Genomic DNA, 22,947 nt, shown 5'->3' with positions numbered 1-22,947 from the left:
CAGATGTAATTCATTGAGAGACCAGGCGTGAGGCGCGAACGATCGCGGCGCACTCGGCCGGTGAAAAGAGGAAAGCGGATGAGTCAGACTACCATCGGCACGCAGGGTCTGGAATGGTTTTCCCGCATCTATGCACAGATCCATCCACAGGCCGCGCGCAGCGCCTGTCTTGGCGCCGGATAAAGAGCAGTTGACCGCACCCCGGTTGGTTCTATAGAATTTCCGGTTCTTTCCGCCTCATTCAGACAGAGCGCCCCGATGGCCACCAAGCGCACATTCCAGCCCAGCAACCTCAAGCGCAAGCGCGACCATGGCTTCCGTGCCCGTATGGCGACCGCCGACGGCCGCAAGATCCTGGCCCGTCGCCGCGCCAAGGGCCGCAAGCGCCTTAGCGCTTGATTGCTTCGCCGCCCCAGGCGGCGCCTGCAATCCGGACCGTGAATCATCCCGACCCGCGTAGGCGATTTCCTCGCTCTGCGCGGGTTCGCACGTCTGCGGAATACCGCGTCGTGTTCGATGCCGCACGCCGCTGCTCCGAACCGCTGATGAGCCTGCACTGGCGCAGCGCCGATCACCCTGCGCGGCTCGGCCTTGCCGTGTCGCGCAAGGTCGACAAGCGCGCCGTGGTCCGCAATCGCATCAAACGCGTCCTGCGCGACGCCACGCGGCATCTGCTGCCGTGGCTGGCGCCGGGCGACTATGTGGTGGTGGCGCGCAGCGCCGCCGCCCAGGCCAGTGGCGAACAGCTGCGTCAGGCCTATCTGCGCCTGCTGCGTCGCGCTGGCGCATTGCCGGCCCCGGCTGCGGACGGCACAATGCCGCCGCCCCTCTCTCCTTCTTCCCCCACTTCCAAGTCAGAACCCGTTTCTGGCTGAGCCGAGCTTGCCTGTCCGATGAACCAGACCCGCCTTTTCCTGATCTTTGCCTGGCTGATGGTCGCGGCCCTGTTGTGGATGGAGTGGAACAAGGAGCACGCCGCGCCTGCGGCCGATGCGACCGCCATTGCGGCCGCGACCACGGTGCCGCCCGCGCAGGACGCCGATGCCGGCAACGCCGGCACGCCTGCCGTGCCGCGCGCCACCGTGCCCGGTGCCGCTACCGTGCCGGGCACGACGCCCGAAACGGCCGCCACCCCGACCGCCGCCGGCGCCGCGCCGCGGGTCACCATCACCACCGACGTGCTGCACCTGACCCTGGACGGGCGCAGCGTGTTCGACGCGGATCTGCTGATGTTTCCGCAGACCAAGCAACCCGGCAGCCCGCCGGTGGCGCTGCTGACCGAGGACCCGGTGCATCCGTACACCGCCACCAGCGGCTGGGTCGGCGAGCACAACGCGCCCTCGCCGGGTCCGGGCGGCTTCCGCCCCGAGCAGCCGGGTAAGGACTACGTGCTGGCCAAGGGCCAGGACGCGCTGCAGGTGCCGTTCGTGTGGAATGGCCCGGACGGCATCAGCATCCGCCGCGTCTACACCGTGCAGCGCGGCCACTACGCGGTGCAGATCAAGGACGAGATCATCAACCAGGGCAGCAAGCCCTGGCAGGGCTACGTGTTCCGCAAGCTGAGCCGGGTGCCGACCATCGTCAGCCGCGGCATGACCAACCCGGATTCCTTCAGCTTCAACGGCGCCACCTGGTTCAGCGCGCAGGACGGCTACCAGCGCCGCGCGTTCAAGGACTTCCTGGAAGACGGTCCGCTCAACCAGACCATCAAGGGCGGTTGGATCGCGCTGCTGCAGCACCACTTCTTCACCGGCTGGATCCCGCAGGCCGACCAGGACGCGCTGTACGTGCTGTCCAACGATGGCCCGCGGCATGTCATCGAAGCGCGCGGCCCGGGCTTCACCGTGGCCCCCGGCGCGCGCGCCAGCAGCGAGGCGCGGCTGTGGGTCGGCCCGAAGCTGGTCAACCAGATCGCCAAGGAAAACGTGCGCGGCCTGGACCGCGTGGTCGACTACAGCCGGTTCTCGCTGATGGCGATCCTGGGCCAGGGCCTGTTCTGGGTGCTCAGCCACCTGCACACCCTGCTCGGCAACTGGGGCTGGTCGATCGTCGGCCTGGTGATCCTGCTGAAGCTGATGCTGTATCCGCTGTCGGCCGCGCAGTACAAGAGCATGGCCAAGATGCGCAAGTTCCAGCCGCGCATCCAGCAGCTCAAGGAACGCTACGGCGACGACAAGCAGAAGTTCCAGACCGCGATGATGGAGCTGTACAAGAAGGAGAAGATCAATCCGATGGGCGGCTGCCTGCCGGTGCTGGTGCAGATGCCGATCTTCTTCGCGCTGTACTGGGTGCTGGTGGAATCGGTGGAGCTGCGCCAGGCGCCGTGGTTCGCCTGGATCCAGGACCTGACTGCGCGCGATCCATACTTCATCCTGCCGGTGATCAACGTGGCGGTGATGTGGCTGACGCAGAAGCTGACGCCGTCGCCGGGCATGGACCCGATGCAGGCGCGGATGATGCAGTTCATGCCGCTGGTGTTCGGCGTGATGATGGCCTTCGTGCCATCGGGCCTGGTGCTGTACTGGGTCACCAACGGTTCGCTGGGTCTGTTGCAGCAGTGGTGGATGACCAAGCGCCACGGCGAGGCGGCCACCGCCGGCGCCGGCGCCAAGCCACCGGCCAAGGCGAAGAAGTAAGTTCGACAACGCCCGCCGCAAGGCGGGCGTTGCGTATGCGGCCGCGGCATTGCGCGCTCGCCTGTCCTGCCACCGTCCTTGCGAGTCCCGGGCCATGCTCGACCGCCGTTCCGCCTTCCTGCCGTTCACCGCGCTATGCCTGATCGTGCTTGCGCTGCCAGGCTGCCAGCGTAGTACGTCGTCCACGGCCACGGGCGCAGCACCGTCCGCGCACGCGGCGGACGCCGACGCCACGCCGTTGCCGGGTTCGCCCGCGCTGCAGGCGCAGGCCGCGGCGATCCGCACGCAGCTGCAGGAACAGCTGGCGGCGCAGCGCAAGATCATCGTGCTGCTGGCCGACGAGGCCAAGCAATCGCCGGCCGAGCGGCAGACTTCCAGCGGCGTGGGCCAGCAGTTGTTCCATGAAGGCCTGGAGCGGCGCGACGCGTTGGCCAAGCAGTTCGATGCGTTGCTGGCGCAGCCGGACGCGCAGCGTTTCGCCGCGGTCGGCGCGCTGCTGGACTACGTCGAATCGGCGCCGGACCTGTACGACGCCGACCGCCTGGCGTTCCGCGAGATCCTGGCCGACTGGCAGACGCGCATCGGCAAGGATTCCTCGCTGCCGGCGATCAAGCTGCACCAGCGCATCGGCGAGGATCTGGAAGCGCTGGACGAGATCGAGCGCACCTACAACCGCGAGATCACCGCGATCTTCAGCCGCTTCGACCGCACCCGCGCGATCGTGCAGAAGCGCGAGAAGTGGGAGGACTACCTCGCCCACCTGGGCACGCTGTACACGCGCGAACGGATCCTGCGCGACTACGGGGTGATCACCCCGTATCCGATGTCGATGCAGGACAGCGACCGCGAAGTGTTCGGCCGCGACCTGCCGCCGAAGACGGTGGTGCTGAGCTTCGACGACGGCCCGCACCGCGAGTACACCGACGAGATCGTCGCCATCCTCAAGCGCTACGACGTGCCGGCCACGTTCTTCGAGGTCGGCCGCAACCTGGGCAAGCTCGATGCCGACGGCAAGGTCGAACTGGCGCCGCTGGCCAGCGTCAGCCGCGAGCTGATGGAGCAGGGCTACACGGTCGGCAACCACAGCCTGACCCATGCGCAGCTGTCCAAGGAAACCGGCGCCGCGCTGCGCAGCCAGATCCTGGACACCGACCGCATGCTGCGCGCGGTCGATGCCAAGCGCGCGCCGCTGTTCCGCTTCCCGTACGGCGCGCGCAACGCCGAGGGCATGCAGATCCTCGGCGAAGCCGGATTGAAGTCGGTGATGTGGAACGTGGACTCGCTGGACTGGGCCGACCCGGTGCCCGAATCGATCGTGCAGCGCGTGCTCGAGCAGGTCGGCCGCGAGCAGCGCGGCATCCTGCTGTTCCACGACATCCACGCACGCACGGTCAAGGCGCTGCCGCAGATCCTGGACCGGCTCAGCGCCGACGGCTACCAGTTCGCCGCCTGGAACGGGCGCGATTTCAGCGTGGCGCGCGCGGCGGCCAATGCGGCGGCGCCGGCGGTGACCAGCGGCTACGACAAGTCGTGGGCGATCGTGATCGGCATCGACGACTACGCGCACTGGCCCAAGCTGCAGTACGCGGCCAACGACGCGCAGGCGATCGCGCAGACGCTGACCGGCAGCTTCGGTTTTCCGTCGTCGCAGGTGATCGTGCTGAAGAACCAGGAAGCCACGCGCAACAACATCCTGGCTGCGTTCCACGACCGCCTGGCGCACGGCGGGGTGGGCAAGAACGACCGCGTGTTCGTGTTCTTCGCCGGGCATGGCGCCACCCGCAAGCTCGCCTCCGGGCGCGACCTGGGCTACATCGTGCCGGCCGATTCGGACCCGACACAGTTCGCCACCGATGCGATCCCGATGACCGAGATTCAGGACATCGCCGAGAGCCTGGAAGCCAAGCACGTGCTGTTCGTGATGGACGCCTGCTACAGCGGCCTGGGCCTGACCCGCGGCGGCGGCGGCACCGGTGCCTACCTGCGCGAGAATGCGCGGCGCGTGGCGCGGCAGATGCTCACCGCCGGCGGTGCCGACCAGCAGGTCGCCGACAGCGGCCCCAATGGCCATTCGGTGTTCACCTGGGTGCTGTTGCAGGCGCTGTCGGGCAAGGGCGATCTCAATGGCGACGGCCTGATCACGGGCACCGAACTGGCCGCGTACGTGGCGCCGGCGGTGTCGAGCATCTCGCCGCAGACGCCGGCGTTCGGCAGCCTGCCCGGCTCGCAGGGCGGCGAGTTCGTGCTGCAGGTGCCGGAAGGCGACGAGTTCCTGACCGCCAACACGCAGCAGCTGTCCTCGGCGGCGATCGCGATGAACGATCGGGTCGCCGCGGCGGTGCCGGCGGTGGCCACGCCCGCCACGGCGGCGGCATCGGCCGCGGCGCCTGCGGCCAAGCCGACCGTGGTCAAGGACCTGCAGGGCGGCGAGCGGCCGCTGGCGGTGCCGGTCGCGGCCGGGCCGCTGTCCGATCGCCAACAGGCGCAGCGCGCCAACGACCGTGGCCTGCAGCTGTACAAGGAAAAGCGCTACGACGAGGCCGAGGCGCAGTTCACCGAAGCGCTGAAGCTGCGTCCCGACTTCGCGCTGGCGGCCAACAATCTCGGCTTCATCTACTACCGCCAGGGCAAGTACGCGCAGGCCGCGCGCTGGCTGGAGAACACGCTGAAGATCGATCCCTCGCGCGCGGTGGCCTACATCAATCTCGGCGACGCCTATCGGCAGATGGGCGATGCGGCCAAGGCCAAGCATGCGTTCCAGACCTACCTGGAACTGCAGCCGGGCGGCGCCTCGGCGGCCTACGCGCGCGCGCAGCTGCAGACGTTGTAGCCTGCAGCGCCGCCGGGACGTTCTTCGCCATGCCGCACGCCGCCGACACCATCGCCGCCATCGCCACCGCCCCGGGTGCGGGCGGCGTTGGCGTGGTGCGCGTGTCCGGGCGCCTGGCCGCGGCGATCGGCGCCGGTCTCGGCCTGGGCGCGCTGCCACCGCGCACGGCGCGCTATGCGCGCTTCCGCGATGCGCAGGGAGAGACGCTCGACGACGGCATCGCGCTGTGGTTTCCGGCGCCGCGCAGCTTCACTGGCGAGGACGTGCTGGAATTGCAGGCGCACGGCAGCCCGGTGCTGCTGCGGCAACTGGTGGCGCGCTGCTGCGAACTCGGCGCGCGGCCGGCGCGGCCCGGCGAGTTCAGCGAGCGCGCCTTCCTCAACCGCAAGCTGGACCTGGCCCAGGCCGAGGCGATCGCCGACCTGATCGCCGCCGGCGACCTGCGCGCTGCGCGCGCGGCGCGCAGGTCGATGGACGGCGTGTTCTCGCGCCGGGTCGAGGCCCTGGCCGAACACCTGATCCGGCTGCGCATCCATACCGAGGCGGCGATCGATTTCGCCGACGAATCGCTGGACACGCTCGGCGGCGAACAAGTGCGCGCCGGTCTGGCACAGGCGCGTGCGGACCTGGCGCAACTGCTGCTGGACGCCGAACGCGGCCGGCGCCTGCGCGACGGCCTGCACGCGGTGCTGGTGGGGCCGCCGAACGCCGGCAAGAGTTCGCTGCTCAACGCGCTGGCCGGCAGCGAGCGCGCCATCGTCACCGACATCGCCGGCACCACCCGCGACACCCTGCGCGAGACGGTGCGCCTGGACGGCGTCGAGCTGACCCTGGTGGACACCGCCGGCCTGCGCGACGGCGGCGATGCGATCGAGCGCGAAGGCATGCGCCGCGCGCGGCTGGAGCTGCAGCGCGCTGACCTGGCGCTGATCGTGCTCGACGCGCGCGCTGCCGACGCCGGCCGCGCCGCCATCGCCGAGGCCATCGCCGACGTGCCGCAGCGGCTGTGGATCCACAACAAGAGCGATCTGCTCGACGCCGTGCCGGAAGCGACGGAAGACAGCATTTACGTCTCCGCCAGCACCGGCAGCGGTCTCGAACAGCTGCACGCGCAACTGCGCGCGATCGCCGGGCATGCCGCCGGCGACGGCAGCGACGGCGAATTCTCCGCGCGTGCGCGCCACGTGGAGGCGCTGCAGCGCGCCGCAGAACACGCCACCGCCGCGGCGGCCGAGCTGGGCTACGAACGGCTGGAACTGGCCGCCGAGGAACTGCGCCTGGCGCACGCCGCGCTTGGCGAGATCGTCGGCCATCTCAGCGCCGACGACTTGCTCGGGCGGATCTTCTCCAGCTTCTGCATCGGCAAGTAGGGCACGCCCACTTGCCCGCGGCGCTCACGGCACCAGTGCGGCGAGCTGCGCGCGATTGGCCTGCAGCCACTGTTCGAACGGCTGCGGTGCCTGGCCGGTGAGCGCCTGGTAGTCGCCGGTGACGGTAGCCACGCGGCCGGCGGCGGTGTTGCTGTCGAACGAGGCCAGCACGCGCGCCAGCGGCTCCGGCAGTCCGGCGCCGACCATGCCCTGAACCAGGCCTTCGACCGGTACCGGCACCACCTGGATCGGCGTGCCGAGCGTTTGCGCGACCAACGCGGTGATATCGGCGGTGCTGTAGGCGCGGGCACCGCTGAGGGTCAGCGTGCGCTTGGCCTCGCCGCCGCCGGCCAGCGCCACCGCGGCCGCGCGCGCCAGGTCGTCGCGGGCGATATGCGCGATGCGGCCGTCGCCGGCGGCGCTGTACCAGTGGCCCGAGGCCAGCACCGACGGCAGGCTCATGAACAGGTTCTCGAAGTACCAGTGGTTGCGCAGCACGGTCCAGCCGGGCAGGGCGCTGGCGGCCAGCGCGTCCTCGCTGCCGGCGTGGTCGGGCGCGATCAGCAGCGGCGAATCCTGCGGTTCCGGGCAGGAGGTGTAGACCACATGGCGCACGCCGGCGCGTGCGGCCGCGGCGATCGCGGCCTGGTGCTGCGCGAGGCGGTGGCCGGGACGGTCGATCGCGTCGGTGCTGATCAGCAGCAGGCGCGCCACGCCGACGAACGCGGCATCCAGCGAGGCAGGCGCGTCGAAGTCGCCGTGGCGCACTTCGACGCCGCGCGCCGCCCAGGCGGCCAGGGTCTCGGGACGGCGGGTCAGGGCGACGATGCGCGTCGGCGGCAGCTGCAGCGTGTCCAGCAGATGGGCCAGCACGCGCTGGCCGAACTGGCCGCCGGCGCCGGTGACGAGCAAGGAATCGGGATGAGTGGACATGGGTTTCCTTGGGAGTGGACGCTGCCGGCGCCCGCCAAGCGGCGCGGCCGTGCAGCGGACTGCGGTGGTCTGAAAAAGGAACCAGGTGCATAGTAGAGATCGCCGCAGGGCTGTAAATACGGCACTTTTTCCGCCCCTGATTACCTCGAGGTAACCGCCATGTCCGTCTCTGCGCCATTGGCTGCCGTGTCCACCGAGCCGCCGCTGAGCCAGAAGCTGCGCGACTACCGCGGCGAGGGCATGCCTATCGACCGCTGTCCGGTGCGCGACGTGCTGGCGCAGATCGGCGACAAGTGGAGCACGCTGTTCCTGCTGCTGCTGGCCGAGCGCCCGCACCGCTTCGGCGAATTGCGCCGCGCGGTGCCGGACATTTCCCAGCGCATGCTGACCCAGACCCTGCGCGACCTGCAGCGCGAAGGCCTGGTCGCGCGCGCGGTGCTGCCGCTGGTGCCGCCTGGCGTGGAATACCGGCTGACCGCGCTGGGGCAGTCGCTGAGCGAACCGCTCGCGCAACTGGTGCGCTGGGCCGAAGCCCATCACGGCGACGTCCGTGCGGCGCGCGCGGCATTCCAACACGAGCAGCCCGGCGCTGCGACCTCGGTGCAGACCCGCCGCAGCGCCTGACCGCGGTCGCATGGCGATGCGCTGCCTGTGTCACAGGCCGGCGTGATCGAAGCAGGGCCTGTCGCGCAATGCGGCAGGTCGGGCGTGCCGTGGTGCGCCTGAAGTGGCGCTGCCTGCCGCAGGTTCGCCGATCCGGCTAGTGCGCCCGATGTCGTTGGTCCCGCATGGCGCACAACGCCCCCCATCACCCACGACACGCCGATGCACCTTGAGGGCCTGCCCGGATCGCCGCGCACGCGACGCGGATCGACCCGTTGCGGCTGCGCCGGCCATGGAAAGGGGTGGGCATCAAGGATCCAGTCCATCCAGGTAGACAAAGATAATTTCGTTATATTTCCAGATTGATGCATAACGAAACATGGACTAGGCTCGATTCCGTTGCATCGGTGCCGTTTCGCCCATGACGACGCCTGCCGGCGCGGTGCGTTCGGTGCATCCAGCTGCAACGAGTGCCGTCCAGCACGCAGGACTCGCACGGTGCCGGATGGTGCCGGCCGTTCGCCGGCATCGGCACGGCGGAAACGCAATCCCCAGCGCTCGCCACGTTGTCTGACGTCTCCACCCCTCCATAAAACGAAGAGGTCGCCCCATGTCGTCACGTCCCGTTTCCCGACGCTTGCCCCTCGCAGTCGCCTGCATCTTCAGCGCCGCCTGCGCGCACGCCGGCACGCTGAGTCCGGCGGTGTCCACCCAGGAGTTCGACAACCCGCATCGCGGGTTCATGCTGTGGGGCAGTTCCTACGCCGCCGATGGCGGCGTGGACAACTTCCATGGCGCGCACATCTATCACGTGTACCTGCCGTGGCGGATGATCGAGACGTCCGACCAAGTCTTCGACTGGCAGGCGATCGAAACGCATTACCTGCAACCGATCCTCAACGACGATCCGTTGGCCACCTTCGTGCTGCGCCCGGTCGCCGACTATCCCGACAGCGCAGGCAGCCAGATCGACGCCCACTACACCGGTGGCGAGAACGAGCGCGACTACCCCAAGTTCCTCGAGCAGCAACCGCTGTCCATTCCCTTCGCGGTCCGCGCCAGCTGCGACGGCGACGGGCCGATCCGCAGCCTGGACTACAACAACGCCAAGGCGCGCCAGCAGATGCAGCAGTTCGTGGCGGCGTTGGCCGCGCGCTACGACGGCGATCCGCGCATCACCGCCATCCAGGTGGGGCTGCTCGGCTTCTGGGGCGAATGGCATACCAGCGGCTGCGAAGACCTGCAGCCGAACGCGCAGACCCGGAGCTTGATCCGCGACGCCTATGTCGCCGCGTTCCAGCGCACGCCGCTGCAGACGCGCTACGCACGCCAGTCCGATGTGGGATCGGCGATGTTCGGCTTCCACGAGGATTTCTTTCCGTCCTTCACCGCCAGCTGCAGCGCCTTCAGTCCAGCGCTGCCCAGTTGCAGCGACGACGGATGGTGGAACCTGGAGTACGGCCTGAGCAACGAAGTGCCGGCCGCGCGCCAGAACTGGATGGTGAGCCCGATCAGCGGCGAGAGTCCCAACGCCAACCAGAAGAGCACCTGGATCAACCGCACCGCCGACATCCGCAAGCTGCTGCGCGACTACCACTTCAGCTTCCTCGGCCCGGCCGGCGCGCACGAAACCAGCGGCAGCGCCAGCAAGCTGCAGGACATCAAACGCGACCTGGGCTATCGTCTGGCGGTCGCCAAGGCGAGCTGGCCCGACACGCAGACCCGCGGCCAGCAGGCCACGCTGCAACTGGACATGACCAACCGCGGTTCGGCCCCGCTCTATCACGGCTACCACGTGGAACTGCACTGGGTCGCCAGCGACGGCACCACGCGCGCACGCGCTACCGTCGCCGACTTCGCGCTCAACGAGATCATGCCCGGCGCCACCCTCAGCCGCAGCGCCAGCTTCACCGTTCCGGCCGCGCTGCCGTCGGGCAGCTACGCGCTGCGCCTGGCCCTGGCCGACGACGCGCCGGGACGCCGCCACGTCGCCCCGCAGAACGACGGCCAGGACAGCGAACGGCGCTTGCCGCTGGGGCAGGTGCAGGTGCCCTGATCCGACGGCGCGCCGCGGCCGCACATTGCGGCCGCGGCGCGCCATTGGAATCGGCGCGGCGGGGCGGATGGGCGCAGAAGATCCGGAGTCCTCGCTCGGAGGGGACGCGACCGCCAGCCGCATCACCTTGCAAATGCCGGCCATCCCGATACAGGCAGCGCAACACCGCGCGAATTTCCAAGACGTCCACTTGGCCGCCGCGCAGCATGCAGTGGCCGGCGCATCGGGTGCCGGTTGCCTGCGCCGTTGCCGGCGCAGGTCTTCGCTGCAAGCCGAGGATGTTTCCGCATGCGCCTGAAAATCGCCGCCGCCCTGCTGTCGCTCAGCGTGCTGTCGCTCGGCGCGCAGTCGCCGAGTGCGTTCGCCGCGTCCGCCACGTCGCCAGCTGCGCGTAGCGCCGCCACACCGCCGGTCGCGGTCGGCCCGCAATACGACACCACCCACGTCTATGTCGCGCCGGCCGATGTGGACCGTTTCGTCGCCAGTTTCCTGGCCACCTTCGGCGGCACCAGCACGCGCCAGGTGGTGGCGACGGTGACGCCGACGCCGAGCAGCACCACCTCGCAATTGCTGCAGACCCCGGTCGGCACGGTCTCGCTGTTCGGCTTCACCACGCCAATCCCGCATCCGTTCGGCGCCGAGCGCAACGGCCTGCTGGTGCGCGACCTGGACCAGGCCGTCGCCGCCGCGCGCGCCGCCGGTGCCGACGTGCTGGTCGCGCCGTTCCCCGATCCGATCGGCCGCGATGCGGTGGTGCAATGGCCGGGCGGGGTCAACACGCAGCTGTACTGGCATACCACCGCACCGTCGTACGCGGCGTTCCGCACACTGCCGGAGAACCGCGTGTATCTGTCGCCGGACCGCGCCGACGCCTTCGTGCGCAGCTTCCTGGCCTTCTCCCACGGCAAGCTCGTGGACGATGCGCGGCAGGCGCCGGGGCAGGAGATCGGCCGCCCGGGCGAACACTACCGGCGCATCCGCCTGCTCTCGGAGTTCGGCAAGACCACGGTGGCGGTCAGCGACGGTCACCTGCCGTATCCGTACGGCCGCGACACCACCGGCTACGAAGTCGAGGACCTGCAGCAGACCCTGGACAAGGCCAAGGCGGCCGGCGTGCAGGTGCTGGTGGCGCCGTTCGTTGCGCAGGACCGGCGCAGCGCGGTGGTGGAATTCCCGGGCGGCTACGTCGCCGAGATCCATAGCCCGCTGGCGCATTGAGCGGGGGCATGCACGGCGCCGGGCGCCTGCGGCACGGCGCGTTGCTGGCGCTGGCCTGCACGGTCGCGCTCTCGGCACCGGTGCGCGCCGAGGAACAGGCGCCGCAGCCGACACGGCCGCAGCCGAGCACCAACCGCTGGCAGGAAGACTGGTCGGCGCTGGCCGATCCGGCCCTGCGGCAAATGCCGCTGGACCGCTTGAAGTACCTGCCGTTGGACGCCGACGACCCGCAACGCTACCTGTCGCTGGGCGCCAACCTGCGCGAGCGCTTCGAGTCGAACGATGCGCCCGGCCTGGGCACCGGCGACACGGCCGATGCCTACCTGCTGCAGCGGCTGCAACTGCACGCCGATCTGCGCCTGGGCAGCGACTGGCAGGCGTTCGCGCAACTCGAGGACGTACGCGCCTATGCCAAGCGCATGCATTCCGGCGCGGACCAGAACCGGCTCGACCTGCGCCTGGCCTTCCTCGCCTACCAGCACGCCTTCGCCGCCGGCACCTTCAAGGCGCGCGTGGGGCGGCAGGACTTCGCTTTCGATCTGCAACGTTTCGTGTCTTCGCGCGACGGTCCCAACGTGCGCCAATCGTTCGATGCGGTGTGGGCCGATTGGGAAACCGCGCGCTGGCGCCTGCTCGGCTTCCTCAGCCAACCGGTGCAGTACGCCGATGCGCGCGCCTTCGACGACAGTTCCAGCCGCCGCGTGCGCTTCGGCACGCTGCGCGCCGAGCGCAAGGTATTCGGCGACAACGAACTGTCCGCCTACTACGCGCTGTACGCGCGCGACCAGGCGCACTACCTGGATGGCAGCGGCCGCGAGCGCCGCCATGTGGTCGACCTGCGTTTCGCCGGCGCCGCCAGCGGCGCGGACTGGGACCTGGAAACCATGGCGCAGCGCGGCAGCGTCGGCCAGCAGGCGATCCGGGCCTGGGCGGTCGGCGCGCGTGCCGGGTATACGTTGCAACGGTTCGCCACGCAGCCACGCCTGGGTCTGCAACTGGATGCCGCCTCCGGCGACGCGCATGCCGGCGACGGCCGCGTGGACACGTTCAATCCACTGTTCCCGAACGGCTACTACTTCGCGCTCGCCGGCTACACCGGCTACAGCAATCTGCTGCACGTGAAGCCGTCGCTGCAGTGGCAGGCCGCGCCGGCGCTGACCGCGACCCTGGGCGTTGGCCTGCTGTGGCGGCAGAGCAGCGCCGATGCGGTGTACCTGCAGCCCACTGTGCCGGTTGCCGGCACCGCGGGCCACGGCGGGCGCTGGACCGGCCGCTACACGCAGCTGCGGCTGCAACATCCATTGTCGCCGCAGCTCACCGCGGCGCTGGAAGCGGTGCGCTACGACGTCGGCAGCGCGCTGCGTCAGGCCGGCGCGCGCGACAGCGACTATGTCGGCGTGGAGTTGCGCTGGGCCTGGTAGCGCCGCCGCTGCATGGAGCGGCCGTACGCTTTGCGCACAAAGCGACACGAATCTCCAAGACGCGGCCGCCAGCGCGCGCCAGCATCGTGCTTTCCCCCGCACACCAGGATGTCGCCATGCCGCTCGCCGCTCTGCCCGTTCCGGGCACCTCGTTGCTTTCCCCGGGCGACCACACCCTGATCATGATCGACTTCCAGTCGCAGATGGCCTTCGCCACGCACTCGATCGATGCGAGCGCGCTGCGCACCAACGCGGCGCTGGTGGCCAACGCCGCGGCCAGCTTCGGCGTACCGACGATCCTGACCACGGTGGCGGAAAAGAGCTTCTCCGGACCGATGTTCGACGAAGTGGTGGCGCCGTTCCCGGGCCAGGCGCTGCTCGACCGCACGTCGATGAATACCTGGGAAGACGCGGCGGTGATCCGCCGGGTCAACGAGATCGGCAAGCCGCGGATCGTGCTGGCAGGGTTGTGGACCAGCGTGTGCATCGTCGGCCCGGCGCTGTCGGCGCTGGACCAGGGCTTCGAGGTCTACGTGATCGCCGATGCCTGCGGCGACGTGTCGGCCGAGGCGCACAACCGCGCCATCGAACGCATCGTGCAGGCCGGCGGCCGGCCGATGACCGCGCTGCAATACCTGCTGGAACTGCAGCGCGACTGGGCGCGTACCGACACCTACGCCACCACCACCGAGGTGGCGCGCAAGTACGGCGGCGCCTACGGCCTGGGCATCGTCTATGCCCGGACCATGTTCGGCGCCCACGAAGGCTGAGCGGAGCACGCCGATGAAGACCTATCTGGTATCGCTGGGCCTGGGCCTGCTGGTCGGGGTGATCTACGCGCTGTTCAAGGTGCGTTCGCCGGCGCCGCCGGTGATCGCGCTGGTCGGTCTGCTCGGCATCCTGCTCGGCGAGCAGTTGCCGCCGCTGGTGCAACGCCTGCTGCGTAGCGACGCCAACCCGACCGCGTGGTTCCACCACCAGGTCAAGCCGCACGTGTTCGGCGAACTGCCGCAGCGCACGCGCGCGCCGGCGCAACCGGAACGGGGAGAGCACGACAATGGCTGAGCCGCATGCGACCGACGCCGCGCCGGACCTGATCCTGTACCGCGGCCGCTTCACCACGCTGGACCGCGCGCGTCCCAGTGCCACGGCGGTGGCGATCAAGGACGGCCGCTTCCTGCAGGTCGGCAGCGAAGAGGAGATCCTGCCGCTGGCCGGCGCGCGCACCCGGCGCATCGACCTGCATGGCCGCTGCGTGCTGCCGGGCCTGATCGACAACCACCTGCACCTGATCCGCGGCGGCCTCAACTACAACCTGGAACTGCGCTGGGACGGCGTGCGCAGCCTCGCCGACGCGATGGACATGCTGCGCCGGCAGGTGGCGATCACCCCGGCGCCGCAGTGGGTGCGCGTGGTCGGCGGCTTCAGCGAGCACCAGTTCGCCGAGAAGCGCCTGCCGACCATCGCCGAACTCAATGCGGTGGCGCCGGACACGCCGGTGTTCCTGCTGCACCTGTACGACCGCGCGCTGCTCAACGGCGCCGCGTTGCGCGCAGTGGGCTACGGCAAGGACACGCCGGCGCCGCCGGGCGGGGAGATCGTGCGCGACGCCGACGGTAACCCGAGCGGGTTGCTGCTGGCCAAGCCGAACGCCTCGATCTTGTACGCGACCCTGGCCAAGGGCCCGAAGCTGCCCTACGCCTACCAGGTCAATTCGACCCGCCAATTCATGCGCGAATTGAACCGGCTCGGTGTCACCGGCGCGATCGATGCCGGCGGCGGCTTCCAGAACTATCCCGACGACTACAAGGTGATCCAGGAACTGGCCGACGCCGGCCAGCTGACCATCCGCCTGGCCTACAACCTGTTCACCCAGAAGCCGCAGCAGGAGAAGGAGGACTTCCTCCACTGGACCGCCAGCTCGCGTTACCAGCAGGGCGACGACTACTTCCGCCACAACGGCGCCGGCGAGATGCTGGTGTTCTCCGCCGCCGACTTCGAGGACTTCCGCCAGCCGCGGCCGGACATGCCGCCGCAGATGGAGACCGAGCTGGAGGACGTGGTGCGGATCCTGGCGCAGAACCGCTGGCCGTGGCGCCTGCATGCGACCTACGACGAGACCATCAGCCGCGCGCTGGACGTGTTCGAACGCGTGGACCGGGAGATTCCGCTGCAGGGGCTGCACTGGTTCTTCGACCACGCCGAAACCATCTCCGAAAAATCCATCGACCGCATCGCCGCGCTCGGCGGCGGCATCGCGGTGCAGCACCGCATGGCCTACCAGGGCGAATACTTCGTCGAGCGCTACGGCATCGGCGCGGCGCAGGCCACGCCGCCGGTCAAGCGCATGCTGGAGAAAGGGGTCAAGGTCTCGGCCGGCACCGACGCCACCCGCGTCGCCTCGTACAACCCGTGGGTGTCGCTGGCGTGGCTGGTCAGCGGGCGCACCGTCGGCGGCCTGCGCCTGTATCCGCAGCGCAATTGCGTGGACCGCGAAACCGCGTTGCGGATGTGGACCGAGCACGTCACCTGGTTCAGCAACGAGGAAGGCAAGAAGGGCCGCATCCAGGCCGGCCAGTTCGCCGATCTGGTGGTGCCGGATCGCGACTTCTTCGGCTGCGCGGAAAGCGACATCGCCGATACCACCGCGCTGCTGACCATGGTCGGCGGCAAGGTGGTGTGGGCCAGCGGTGCGTTCGCCGAACACGACGAAGCGCCGCCGCCGCCGGCGCTGCCGGACTGGTCGCCGGCGCGCAGCTTCCGCGGCTATGGCGCCTGGGGCGAGGCGCCGAAGGCGGCGCTGTCGCAACAGACCGTGGCCAGCTGCGGCTGCGCCCACGACTGCACGATCCATGGGCACCAGCACGCCACCGCGTGGAGCAGCCAACTGCCGATCGCCGACCTGAAGAGCTTTTGGGGCGCGCTGGGTTGCGCGTGCTGGGCGGTATGAGCCGGAGGAGCGCGATGGGCGCGATGGGCACGCGGGCCGGCATCGGTGCGCAGAACGTATCGCTCACCGCCAGCATCGCGCGGAGCGTGCGCCATGCATGAGGCGACCCGTTCGATCGGCACGCGCCTGACGCCAGCCTGGCTGCGCTGGCTGGCGCTGCTCGGGCTATGCGCGGCCTATCTGCAGGGCGGGCTGGTCAAGGCCTTCGCCTTCGACGGCGCGGTGGCGGAGATGGTGCATTTCGGCATGGCGCCGGCCGCGCCGCTGGCGGCGGCGGTGATCGTGCTGGAACTGGGCGCGTCGCTGCTGATTCTCAGCGGCGCGTATCGTTGGCTGGGCGCACTGGCCCTGGCCGGTTTCACCCTGGGGGCCGCGTGCGTGGCCAACCGCTATTGGGAGATGAGCGGCATGCAACGCTTCGCGGCGATGAACGCGTTCTACGAACACCTCGGCCTGGTCGGCGGCTTCGTGCTGGTGGCCTGGCACGACCTGCGCGAGCGTGCGCATGGCTGAGTCCACCGCGCCCGCGCCGGCGACCGGCAGCTTCGCCCCGCTGCGGCATCGCGTGTTCGCGGTGCTGTGGGCGGCCACCGTGCTCGGCAACGTCGGCAGCTTCATGCGCGACGTCGCCAGTTCCTGGCTGGTCACCGACCTGTCCGACAATCCCGCTGCGGTGGCGCTGATGCAGACCGCGGCGACGCTGCCGGTGTTCCTGCTGGCGATTCCCGCCGGGGTGCTGTCGGACATCCTCGACCGGCGCCGCTTCCTGATCTGCGTGCAGCTGCTGCTGGCCAGCGTCAGCGCCAGCCTGCTGCTGCTGTCCAGGACCGGCGCGCTCACTGTCGAGTACCTGGTCGCGCTGACCTTCGTCGGCGGCATCGGCAGCGCGCTGATGGGGCCGACCTGGCAGGCGATCGTGCCGGAACTGGTGCCGCGCGCGGACCTGAAGAATGCGGTGGCGCTGAACTCGCTGGGCATCAACATCGCCCGCGCGCTGGGCCCGGCCGGCGGCGGCCTGCTGCTGGCCAGCCTGGGCGCGGCCGCCGCCTACGCCAGCGACGTGCTCAGCTACGTGTTCGTGGTGGCCGCGCTGCTGTGGTGGCCGCGCGCCAAGGTCGCCGACAGCGGCCTGTCCGAGCAGTTCTTCGGCGCTTTCCGTGCCGGCCTGCGCTACGCCCGCGCCAGCCGCGAACTGCACGTGGTGCTGCTGCGCGCGGCGGTGTTCTTCGTGTTCGCCAGCTCGGTGTGGGCGCTGCTGCCGCTGGTGGCGCGGCGCATGCTCGGCGGCAGCGCCGGGTTCTACGGCGTGCTGCTCGGCGCGGTCGGAGTCGGCGCGATCCTCGGCGCGATCGTGCTGCCGCAGTTGCGCAAGCGCCTGGACGCCGATGGCCTGGTGCTGCTGGCCGCTGTGCTGACCGCGGCGGTGATGGCAGCGCTGGCGGCCACGCCGTCAAAGACGGTCGCGGTGCTGTTGCTGCTGGTGCTCGGCGTCGGCTGGATCGTGGCGCTGACCACGCTCAACGGCGTGGCCCAGGCGGTGCTGCCGAACTGGGTGCGCGGCCGCGGCCTGGCGGTGTACCTGACCGTGTTCAATGGCGCGATGGCCGGCGGCAGCCTGGCCTGGGGCTTGATCGCCGCGCAGCTCGGCATCGCCGCCACGCTGCTGCTCGGCGCCGGCGCGCTGCTGCTGGTCGCGTTGGTGTTCCATCGCCTGCGCCTGCCCAAGGGCGAGGCCGACCTGCAGCCGTCCAACCACTGGCCCGAACCTTTGCTCAATGCACCGGTGGCGCACGACCGCGGCCCGGTCATGGTGCAGATCGAATACCGCGTGCGCGCTTCCGACCGGCCGCCGTTCCTGCACGCCTTGCGCGAGCTGTCGCAGGAGCGGCGCCGCGACGGCGCCTACGCCTGGGGCATCACCGAGCACAGCAACGAGCCGGAGCGGGTGATGGAATGGTTCCTGGTCGAATCCTGGGCCGAGCACCTGCGCCAGCACCAGCGCGTGTCGCATGCCGACGCCGACCTGCAGGAGGCCGCGCTGCGCTATCACATCGGCCCGGAGCGGCCGGCGGTGCACCACTTCCTGGCGCTGGACCTGCATCAGGCGCAACCGCCGGCTGCCGATGGACGTGGCGGCTAGCGGGTTTCGGAGCAGATTTCTGCGATTGGCGAGCGGTGGGAGCAGACGTGGTGGTGTCGGAAGGACTTCAGTTGCGATGGCGTGTCGGGACCGCGCGTCGCGACTGAAGTAGCTCCCATAGGTGTGTTGCCCGCGGTACAACCGGATGCGGAGAGAGGCTAGCCGATCTAGCCTTCTCGGATGTTGGCCGATGCAGCAACGCCATCACGCCATTGTAGGAGCGGCTTCAGCCGCGACGAACGAAGTCATCGGCACACCAGGTCGAGTGGAAGCATCGGCACCGATGTCTCGACGGCATGTCCAGCCCACACACTGCTGGCCATGAAAGACCAGCGTCGACGGCAGTACGCAGACCACAAGCCCGCGCACCCGCCTATTCCACCTCGGCCACGCTAGCGCTATAGGTCGCACCATCGCGGCGCACCCGCACCGGGCCGCCGAACACCGCCGATAGCGGCGCATCGGCCAGCAGTTCCTCGCGTGTGCCGTCGGCGTACACGTGGCCGCCGCGCAGCAGGATCACCCGATCGATCTCCGGCACGATCTCCTCGATGTGGTGGGTCACCAGCACCAGGGTGATGCCCTGGCGGGCGAGGCCGCGCATCGTCGCCAGCAAATGCTGGCGCGCGATCAGATCCAGCCCGGTGCTGGGTTCGTCCAGCAGCAGCGCCTGCGGCCGGTTGACCAATGCCCGTGCGATCAGTACGCGCCGGGTCTCGCCGGCCGACAGCTCCGCGTACGGCCGCTGCAGCAGCGGCAACGCATGCGCCAGCTGCAGCGCCTCGCGTGCGCGGTCGCGCATGGCCTGGGTCACCTCGCGATGCGGCGGCACCACGTAGCTGGCGAAGAAGCCGGACAGCACCGCGCTCTCCACGTCCAGCCCAGGCATGTCGGCGAGATTGACGCTGAGGTCGCCGGTGACGATGCCCAACTGGCTGCGCAGCCGGTCCACCTGCCAGCGGCTCTGGCCCAGCACCTGCACCGGCGCGGCTTCGCCGGCGCGCGCCAGCGGATACAGCTCACGCGTGATCAGCTTGATGAACGAGGACTTGCCGCAGCCGTTCGGGCCGAGCAACGCGGTGTGCTGGCCGAGCGCGATGCGCAGGCTTAGCTCGTGCAGCACGCGCACCTGGCCGCGCACCACGCTGGCGCGGTCCAGTTCGATCAGCGGCGCGGCGGCCGGCATGGGAGTTGCATCGGGGATGGCGACGGACATGGAAGTGAAACCGTTCTGTGATCAAGAGCGCGCAGCGGCTGAATACCGTACGCAGGCGATGGGTGAAGTTTGCCGCCACTGGCCCCATCATGTCTCCTATACCAACCTGGCGCACGCCTTCACCGGCCTGGAGTTCTGGCAATGTCCGACGCGATCCTCGACTTCCTCAGTACCGGCCTGCTCGACGTCGGCTGGTGGGGCATGCTGGCGGTACTGCTGGTGTTCACCCAGCTGACCATCTTCGCGGTGACCCTGTATCTGCACCGCAGCCAGGCGCATCGCGGCGTCGATTTCCATCCGCTGCTGTCGCACTTGTTCCGCTTCTGGACCTGGTTCACCACCTCCATGATCACCAAGGAGTGGGTGGCGATCCATCGCAAGCACCACGCCAAGGTCGAGACCGACGAGGATCCGCACAGCCCGCAGACCAAGGGCATCGGCCGCGTGTTCTGGCGTGGCGTGGAGCTGTACCGCGAAGCGCGCGCCATGCGCGGCGACATCGAGCAGTACGGCAAGGGCGCCCCGGACGACTGGATCGAGCGCCGCCTGTACACCGCGCACGCGAACTGGGGTCCGATCGCCCTGCTCGCCTTCAACTTCCTGCTGTTCGGCCTGCCCGGCATCGCCCTGTGGGCGCTGCAGATGGCCTGGATCCCGTTCTGGGCCGCCGGCGTGGTCAACGGCCTCGGCCACTGGTGGGGCTACCGCAACTTCGAATCGGCCGACACCTCCACCAACCTGACCCCGTGGGCGCTGTGGATCGGCGGCGAAGAACTGCACAACAACCACCACGCGTTCCCGAGTTCCGCGCGCTTCTCGATGCGGCGCTGGGAACTGGACATCGGCTGGGTCGCGATCCGCGCGCTGGCCGCGCTGCGCCTTGCCAAGATCCTGCGCGTGGCGCCGACCCTGGACGTGCGCCCCAACATCGCCGTGCCCGATGCCGACACCCTGCGCGCGCTGCTCTCGCACCGCTTCCAGGCGATGACCGACTACCAGCGCAATGTGTTCACCCCGGCGCTGAAGGAAGAGGCCGCGCAGGCCGGCGCCAAGCTGCGCCAGCTGCTGCCGCGGCGCCTGCGCAAGGGCTTGGTCGACGACGGCCGCTGGCTCAAGCCCGATGCGCGCGAACAGCTGCAGCACTGGGTCGCGCAGCGCCCGCGCATGCGCACCCTGGTCGAACACCGCGCGCGCCTGGCGGCCCTGCTGGAAGCGCGCAGCCACGACGCCAGCGAACGCCTGAAGCAACTGCAGGCCTGGTGCCACGACGCCGAGGCCAGCGGCATCGCCGCCCTGCAGGCCTATGCGGCACGGTTGAAGGGCTACGCCCTGGCATGACCCGCCCTCTCCTGCAGCCGCTTCGCGAACGCCGCCTCGTGCGGCGTTCGTCGTTCATGGCGCTGCGCGCGCTGCTGGCTGTCGCACTCAGCGCTGTGATCGCCACCGCCGGCGCGCAGGTCGTCGACAGCACCGGCAGCTACCTGCAGCGCATGGACCGCGACGGCGACGGCCGCGTCAGCCTGGACGAATACCTGGCCTGGATGAGCTACGCCTTCGACGCCCGCGACCTCGACCACGACGGTGTGCTCAGCGCCACGGAACTCCCCGGCGGCCGCGGCAAGCCGATCAGCCGCGCCCAGCACCAGGCGACTTTGACTGCGCGCTTTCGCAAGCAGGACAGCAATGGCGATGGTTACCTCAGCGCCAGGGAGCTGGCGGCGCCGCCGCAGTGAGAGGTTGACCTGCCCGTGTCGTCTATGCCGTGTCTTTGCGCGGGTCTTGAGACGTGGGTTCCGTCACCTGGACGATTTGGCACCTAAGGAAAGTGCAGCAGCGCCATCGAAAGGAAACAGACGGCGGTCGCATCGCTTCGAATACCGAGCATCGGCAAGGCGAGAAAGCAGTACATCGCGGCCAGTTTACGGTGCGAGGAAGAGCGCATGGTCGTTTCGTTCTGCAGGTAAGTTCGATGTGTCTCCTCACCGTTGCCTGACGCCGCCGTCCACCGCTGACGCTTAGATGACGCTCTGCAATGCCCAGCTCTTGCAACGCTGAAAATTTTCTTCGTTGTTCCAGACCATGATGTAGGTCGGGCCCCGCACGCGTCCAATCAGTTCGAAGGCCTTTTCGCGATCGCGAGCGAGGCAGGCGAAGCGGGCAAAATTCTGCAGGTTCCACTCATCCGAATAGACCTTGAGCACATCGTCGATCCCCGCACGCATGGTCGACCAGCGCGCAAGCGACTCGCTGAACAGTCGTTCGTCGTAGACCGATTGCGAGGCGTACCAATAGATGCGTGCGTACAGCCCTTTCCCTTCCCGCGCACGAGTGCGCTCCATCGCCATCCTGGTGAACCGTTCGATGTCGGCCGCACTGCCTCCCCATTTTGGCGAATAGAACTCGATCGCGTGGAAATATATCTCGTAGTACTCGGGATACCGCGTCATCGCTTCATCGATCAAGGTCTGGAAACGGGCATCGTCCCACTGCTGCGCCTTGGCGACGGATTCCATCTTGACGTACCACTCCGGATCCGACGATGCGATCTTCTTGTTGTCCTCCAGATAGCGTCTCGTCGCCTCGATTCCGGCTCTGAACGGTGCCCAGTCCTCCGGTCGAACCGTATTCGCATAGCCCCCGCCGCGATGGCTCCAGGCGCGTCTGGACAGCCACTCCGCGTACGCCAACCGTGCGGTCGGAGACTTCGGATATGCCGCGATCCAGCGTTTGGCGGTCTGTTCCTTTTCCGCCCATGTGGCCTCGTCGTACGTACCTATGAGGAAATAGCGATTGACGCCGCCATGCAGCACACTCAATTTCCAGACGCCGCTGGAGGTACGGTCCTGCTGCGTTCGAAACTGCTTGGCTTGTCGCTCGAGCGTTGCGAAGTCGTCCTTCTTGAGTGCCTCCTTCGTACTATCGAGAATCGATGTGCGTTCCTGTATCTCTTCGCTCGATGCCAGCGTGGAAAGCGTCAACGCGGCGATAAATAGAAACGCAGACAACACGCGGTGCTTTGTCCAGCTCATTGCTCCAACTCTCCTTCAAAAAAAGCGTGCTTCCTTAACGGATATGGGAGGTTCCAATGCGATGCTTCTGCAGGCAAGCTCCGCTTGCGCGTACTGGCATGTCTCCGCCCAGCGCCTGTGATCCACGCAGACGCAGGCGTCGGGTGAGAATCGGGAGGCGTGTGGACGATCAAAGTTGCCAAAGAAAATATTTAATTCAAAAAGATATTCCCTCTGGTCCATTTTTGGGCGACACCGCTACGATCAGAGTAAGAAGTGATTTCAAGCAACTCTAGCTGTAATAACTTAGTTGATTTTTACATATCTAGTTGTCAGCCTGGCGCTGGGATGAATTCAACTTCTCGGCTTTTTATATCAAGTATGAGCCAATGCTCTGAACCCGGAGGTCTCGGAGCGTTGGCTGTGTATTTTTCAGGTATCGCGAACCAACGGATCGTTTTCTTGCAAGCCGTTCGATCGATTAGCTGAAAATTACTCAATCCGAGTTTCTCCACTTGAAGCTTGACTTCAGATGGTGGGTTCTTATCAACCCCAAGCGTAGTCTT

19 protein-coding genes are annotated in these 22,947 nt (G+C 68.6%); 16 read left to right on the top strand and 3 right to left on the bottom strand.

The window, feature by feature from the left end:
• Nucleotides 1-258: 258 nt before the first annotated feature.
• The 5 genes from rpmH to mnmE all read left to right on the top strand — a co-directional run bounded on the left by rpmH (nucleotide 259) and on the right by mnmE (nucleotide 6,836).
• Complete coding sequence (gene rpmH / locus HEP75_RS22130) at nucleotides 259-399, top strand: 50S ribosomal protein L34 (RefSeq protein WP_003469983.1); 141 nt, start codon at nucleotides 259-261, stop codon at nucleotides 397-399.
• A gap of 38 nt (nucleotides 400-437) precedes the next feature.
• Nucleotides 438-875: a ribonuclease P protein component gene (rnpA, locus tag HEP75_RS22125; RefSeq protein WP_185824981.1), complete on the top strand. Its 438-nt coding sequence runs from the start codon at nucleotides 438-440 to the stop codon at nucleotides 873-875.
• Between the two features lie 18 nt (nucleotides 876-893).
• The gene (gene yidC, locus HEP75_RS22120) at nucleotides 894-2,636 is read left to right on the top strand and encodes a membrane protein insertase YidC (protein WP_185824980.1); all 1,743 of its coding nucleotides are present in this window, start codon (nucleotides 894-896) and stop codon (nucleotides 2,634-2,636) included.
• A gap of 94 nt (nucleotides 2,637-2,730) precedes the next feature.
• A complete protein-coding gene (locus HEP75_RS22115) occupies nucleotides 2,731-5,466 on the top strand; it encodes a polysaccharide deacetylase family protein (RefSeq protein WP_185824979.1) in 2,736 nt (911 codons plus the stop codon).
• Nucleotides 5,467-5,495: 29 nt separating this feature from the next.
• Nucleotides 5,496-6,836, top strand: coding sequence for a tRNA uridine-5-carboxymethylaminomethyl(34) synthesis GTPase MnmE (mnmE, locus tag HEP75_RS22110; protein ID WP_185824978.1), 1,341 nt, complete (start codon nucleotides 5,496-5,498; stop codon nucleotides 6,834-6,836).
• A gap of 24 nt (nucleotides 6,837-6,860) precedes the next feature.
• Here the strand turns inward: mnmE and HEP75_RS22105 are convergent, their stop codons facing one another.
• Nucleotides 6,861-7,769, bottom strand: coding sequence for an NAD(P)H-binding protein (locus HEP75_RS22105; protein WP_185824977.1), 909 nt, complete (start codon nucleotides 7,767-7,769; stop codon nucleotides 6,861-6,863).
• Between the two features lie 159 nt (nucleotides 7,770-7,928).
• On the opposite strand from HEP75_RS22105, the gene HEP75_RS22100 reads away from it, so the two are divergent.
• From HEP75_RS22100 to HEP75_RS22060, 9 genes are all read left to right on the top strand, one after another.
• Nucleotides 7,929-8,393, top strand: coding sequence for a helix-turn-helix domain-containing protein (locus tag HEP75_RS22100; protein WP_185824976.1), 465 nt, complete (start codon nucleotides 7,929-7,931; stop codon nucleotides 8,391-8,393).
• Nucleotides 8,394-8,982: 589 nt separating this feature from the next.
• Nucleotides 8,983-10,428 carry a DUF4832 domain-containing protein gene (locus HEP75_RS22095; RefSeq protein ID WP_221899289.1) on the top strand — a complete coding sequence of 482 codons (1,446 nt, stop codon included), beginning with the start codon at nucleotides 8,983-8,985 and terminating at the stop codon, nucleotides 10,426-10,428.
• Between the two features lie 288 nt (nucleotides 10,429-10,716).
• Nucleotides 10,717-11,646, top strand: coding sequence for a glyoxalase (locus HEP75_RS22090; protein ID WP_185824974.1), 930 nt, complete (start codon nucleotides 10,717-10,719; stop codon nucleotides 11,644-11,646).
• A gap of 8 nt (nucleotides 11,647-11,654) precedes the next feature.
• Nucleotides 11,655-13,067 (top strand): alginate export family protein, encoded by a 1,413-nt coding sequence (locus tag HEP75_RS22085; RefSeq protein WP_185824973.1) that lies wholly within the window; start codon nucleotides 11,655-11,657, stop codon nucleotides 13,065-13,067.
• A gap of 116 nt (nucleotides 13,068-13,183) precedes the next feature.
• Nucleotides 13,184-13,837, top strand: coding sequence for an isochorismatase family protein (locus tag HEP75_RS22080; RefSeq protein WP_185824972.1), 654 nt, complete (start codon nucleotides 13,184-13,186; stop codon nucleotides 13,835-13,837).
• 13 nt (nucleotides 13,838-13,850) lie between these two features.
• The gene (locus HEP75_RS22075; RefSeq protein ID WP_185821630.1) at nucleotides 13,851-14,132 is read left to right on the top strand and encodes a DUF1427 family protein; all 282 of its coding nucleotides are present in this window, start codon (nucleotides 13,851-13,853) and stop codon (nucleotides 14,130-14,132) included.
• Nucleotides 14,125-16,017, top strand: coding sequence for an amidohydrolase (locus HEP75_RS22070; RefSeq protein WP_185824971.1), 1,893 nt, complete (start codon nucleotides 14,125-14,127; stop codon nucleotides 16,015-16,017). Before HEP75_RS22075 ends, HEP75_RS22070 begins: the two co-directional genes overlap by 8 nt.
• Nucleotides 16,018-16,110: 93 nt before the next feature.
• Entirely contained in the window at nucleotides 16,111-16,530 is a 420-nt protein-coding gene (locus HEP75_RS22065) for a DoxX family protein (RefSeq protein ID WP_185824970.1), read from the top strand.
• A complete protein-coding gene (locus HEP75_RS22060) occupies nucleotides 16,523-18,157 on the top strand; it encodes an MFS transporter (RefSeq protein ID WP_185824969.1) in 1,635 nt (544 codons plus the stop codon). The genes HEP75_RS22065 and HEP75_RS22060 overlap by 8 nt, the downstream gene beginning before the upstream one ends.
• Nucleotides 18,158-18,530: 373 nt before the next feature.
• Here the strand turns inward: HEP75_RS22060 and HEP75_RS22055 are convergent, their stop codons facing one another.
• A complete protein-coding gene (locus HEP75_RS22055; protein WP_185821626.1) occupies nucleotides 18,531-19,373 on the bottom strand; it encodes an ATP-binding cassette domain-containing protein in 843 nt (280 codons plus the stop codon).
• Nucleotides 19,374-19,514: 141 nt separating this feature from the next.
• On the opposite strand from HEP75_RS22055, the gene HEP75_RS22050 reads away from it, so the two are divergent.
• Together HEP75_RS22050 and HEP75_RS22045 are read left to right on the top strand one after the other, a co-directional pair.
• Complete coding sequence (locus HEP75_RS22050; protein ID WP_185824968.1) at nucleotides 19,515-20,711, top strand: fatty acid desaturase; 1,197 nt, start codon at nucleotides 19,515-19,517, stop codon at nucleotides 20,709-20,711.
• A gap of 56 nt (nucleotides 20,712-20,767) precedes the next feature.
• Nucleotides 20,768-21,106, top strand: coding sequence for an EF-hand domain-containing protein (locus HEP75_RS22045; protein WP_185826707.1), 339 nt, complete (start codon nucleotides 20,768-20,770; stop codon nucleotides 21,104-21,106).
• Nucleotides 21,107-21,388: 282 nt separating this feature from the next.
• Here HEP75_RS22045 and HEP75_RS22040 read toward each other — a convergent pair whose 3' ends face one another.
• Nucleotides 21,389-22,402 carry a DUF4034 domain-containing protein gene (locus HEP75_RS22040; protein ID WP_185824967.1) on the bottom strand — a complete coding sequence of 338 codons (1,014 nt, stop codon included), beginning with the start codon at nucleotides 22,400-22,402 and terminating at the stop codon, nucleotides 21,389-21,391.
• Nucleotides 22,403-22,947 lie beyond the last annotated feature (545 nt).

The organism is Xanthomonas sp. SI (assembly GCF_014236855.1).
GTDB lineage: Bacteria > Pseudomonadota > Gammaproteobacteria > Xanthomonadales > Xanthomonadaceae > Xanthomonas_A.
Note: the sequence above shows the minus strand (reverse complement) of the source record. Positions and strands in the feature narration are given on the sequence as shown.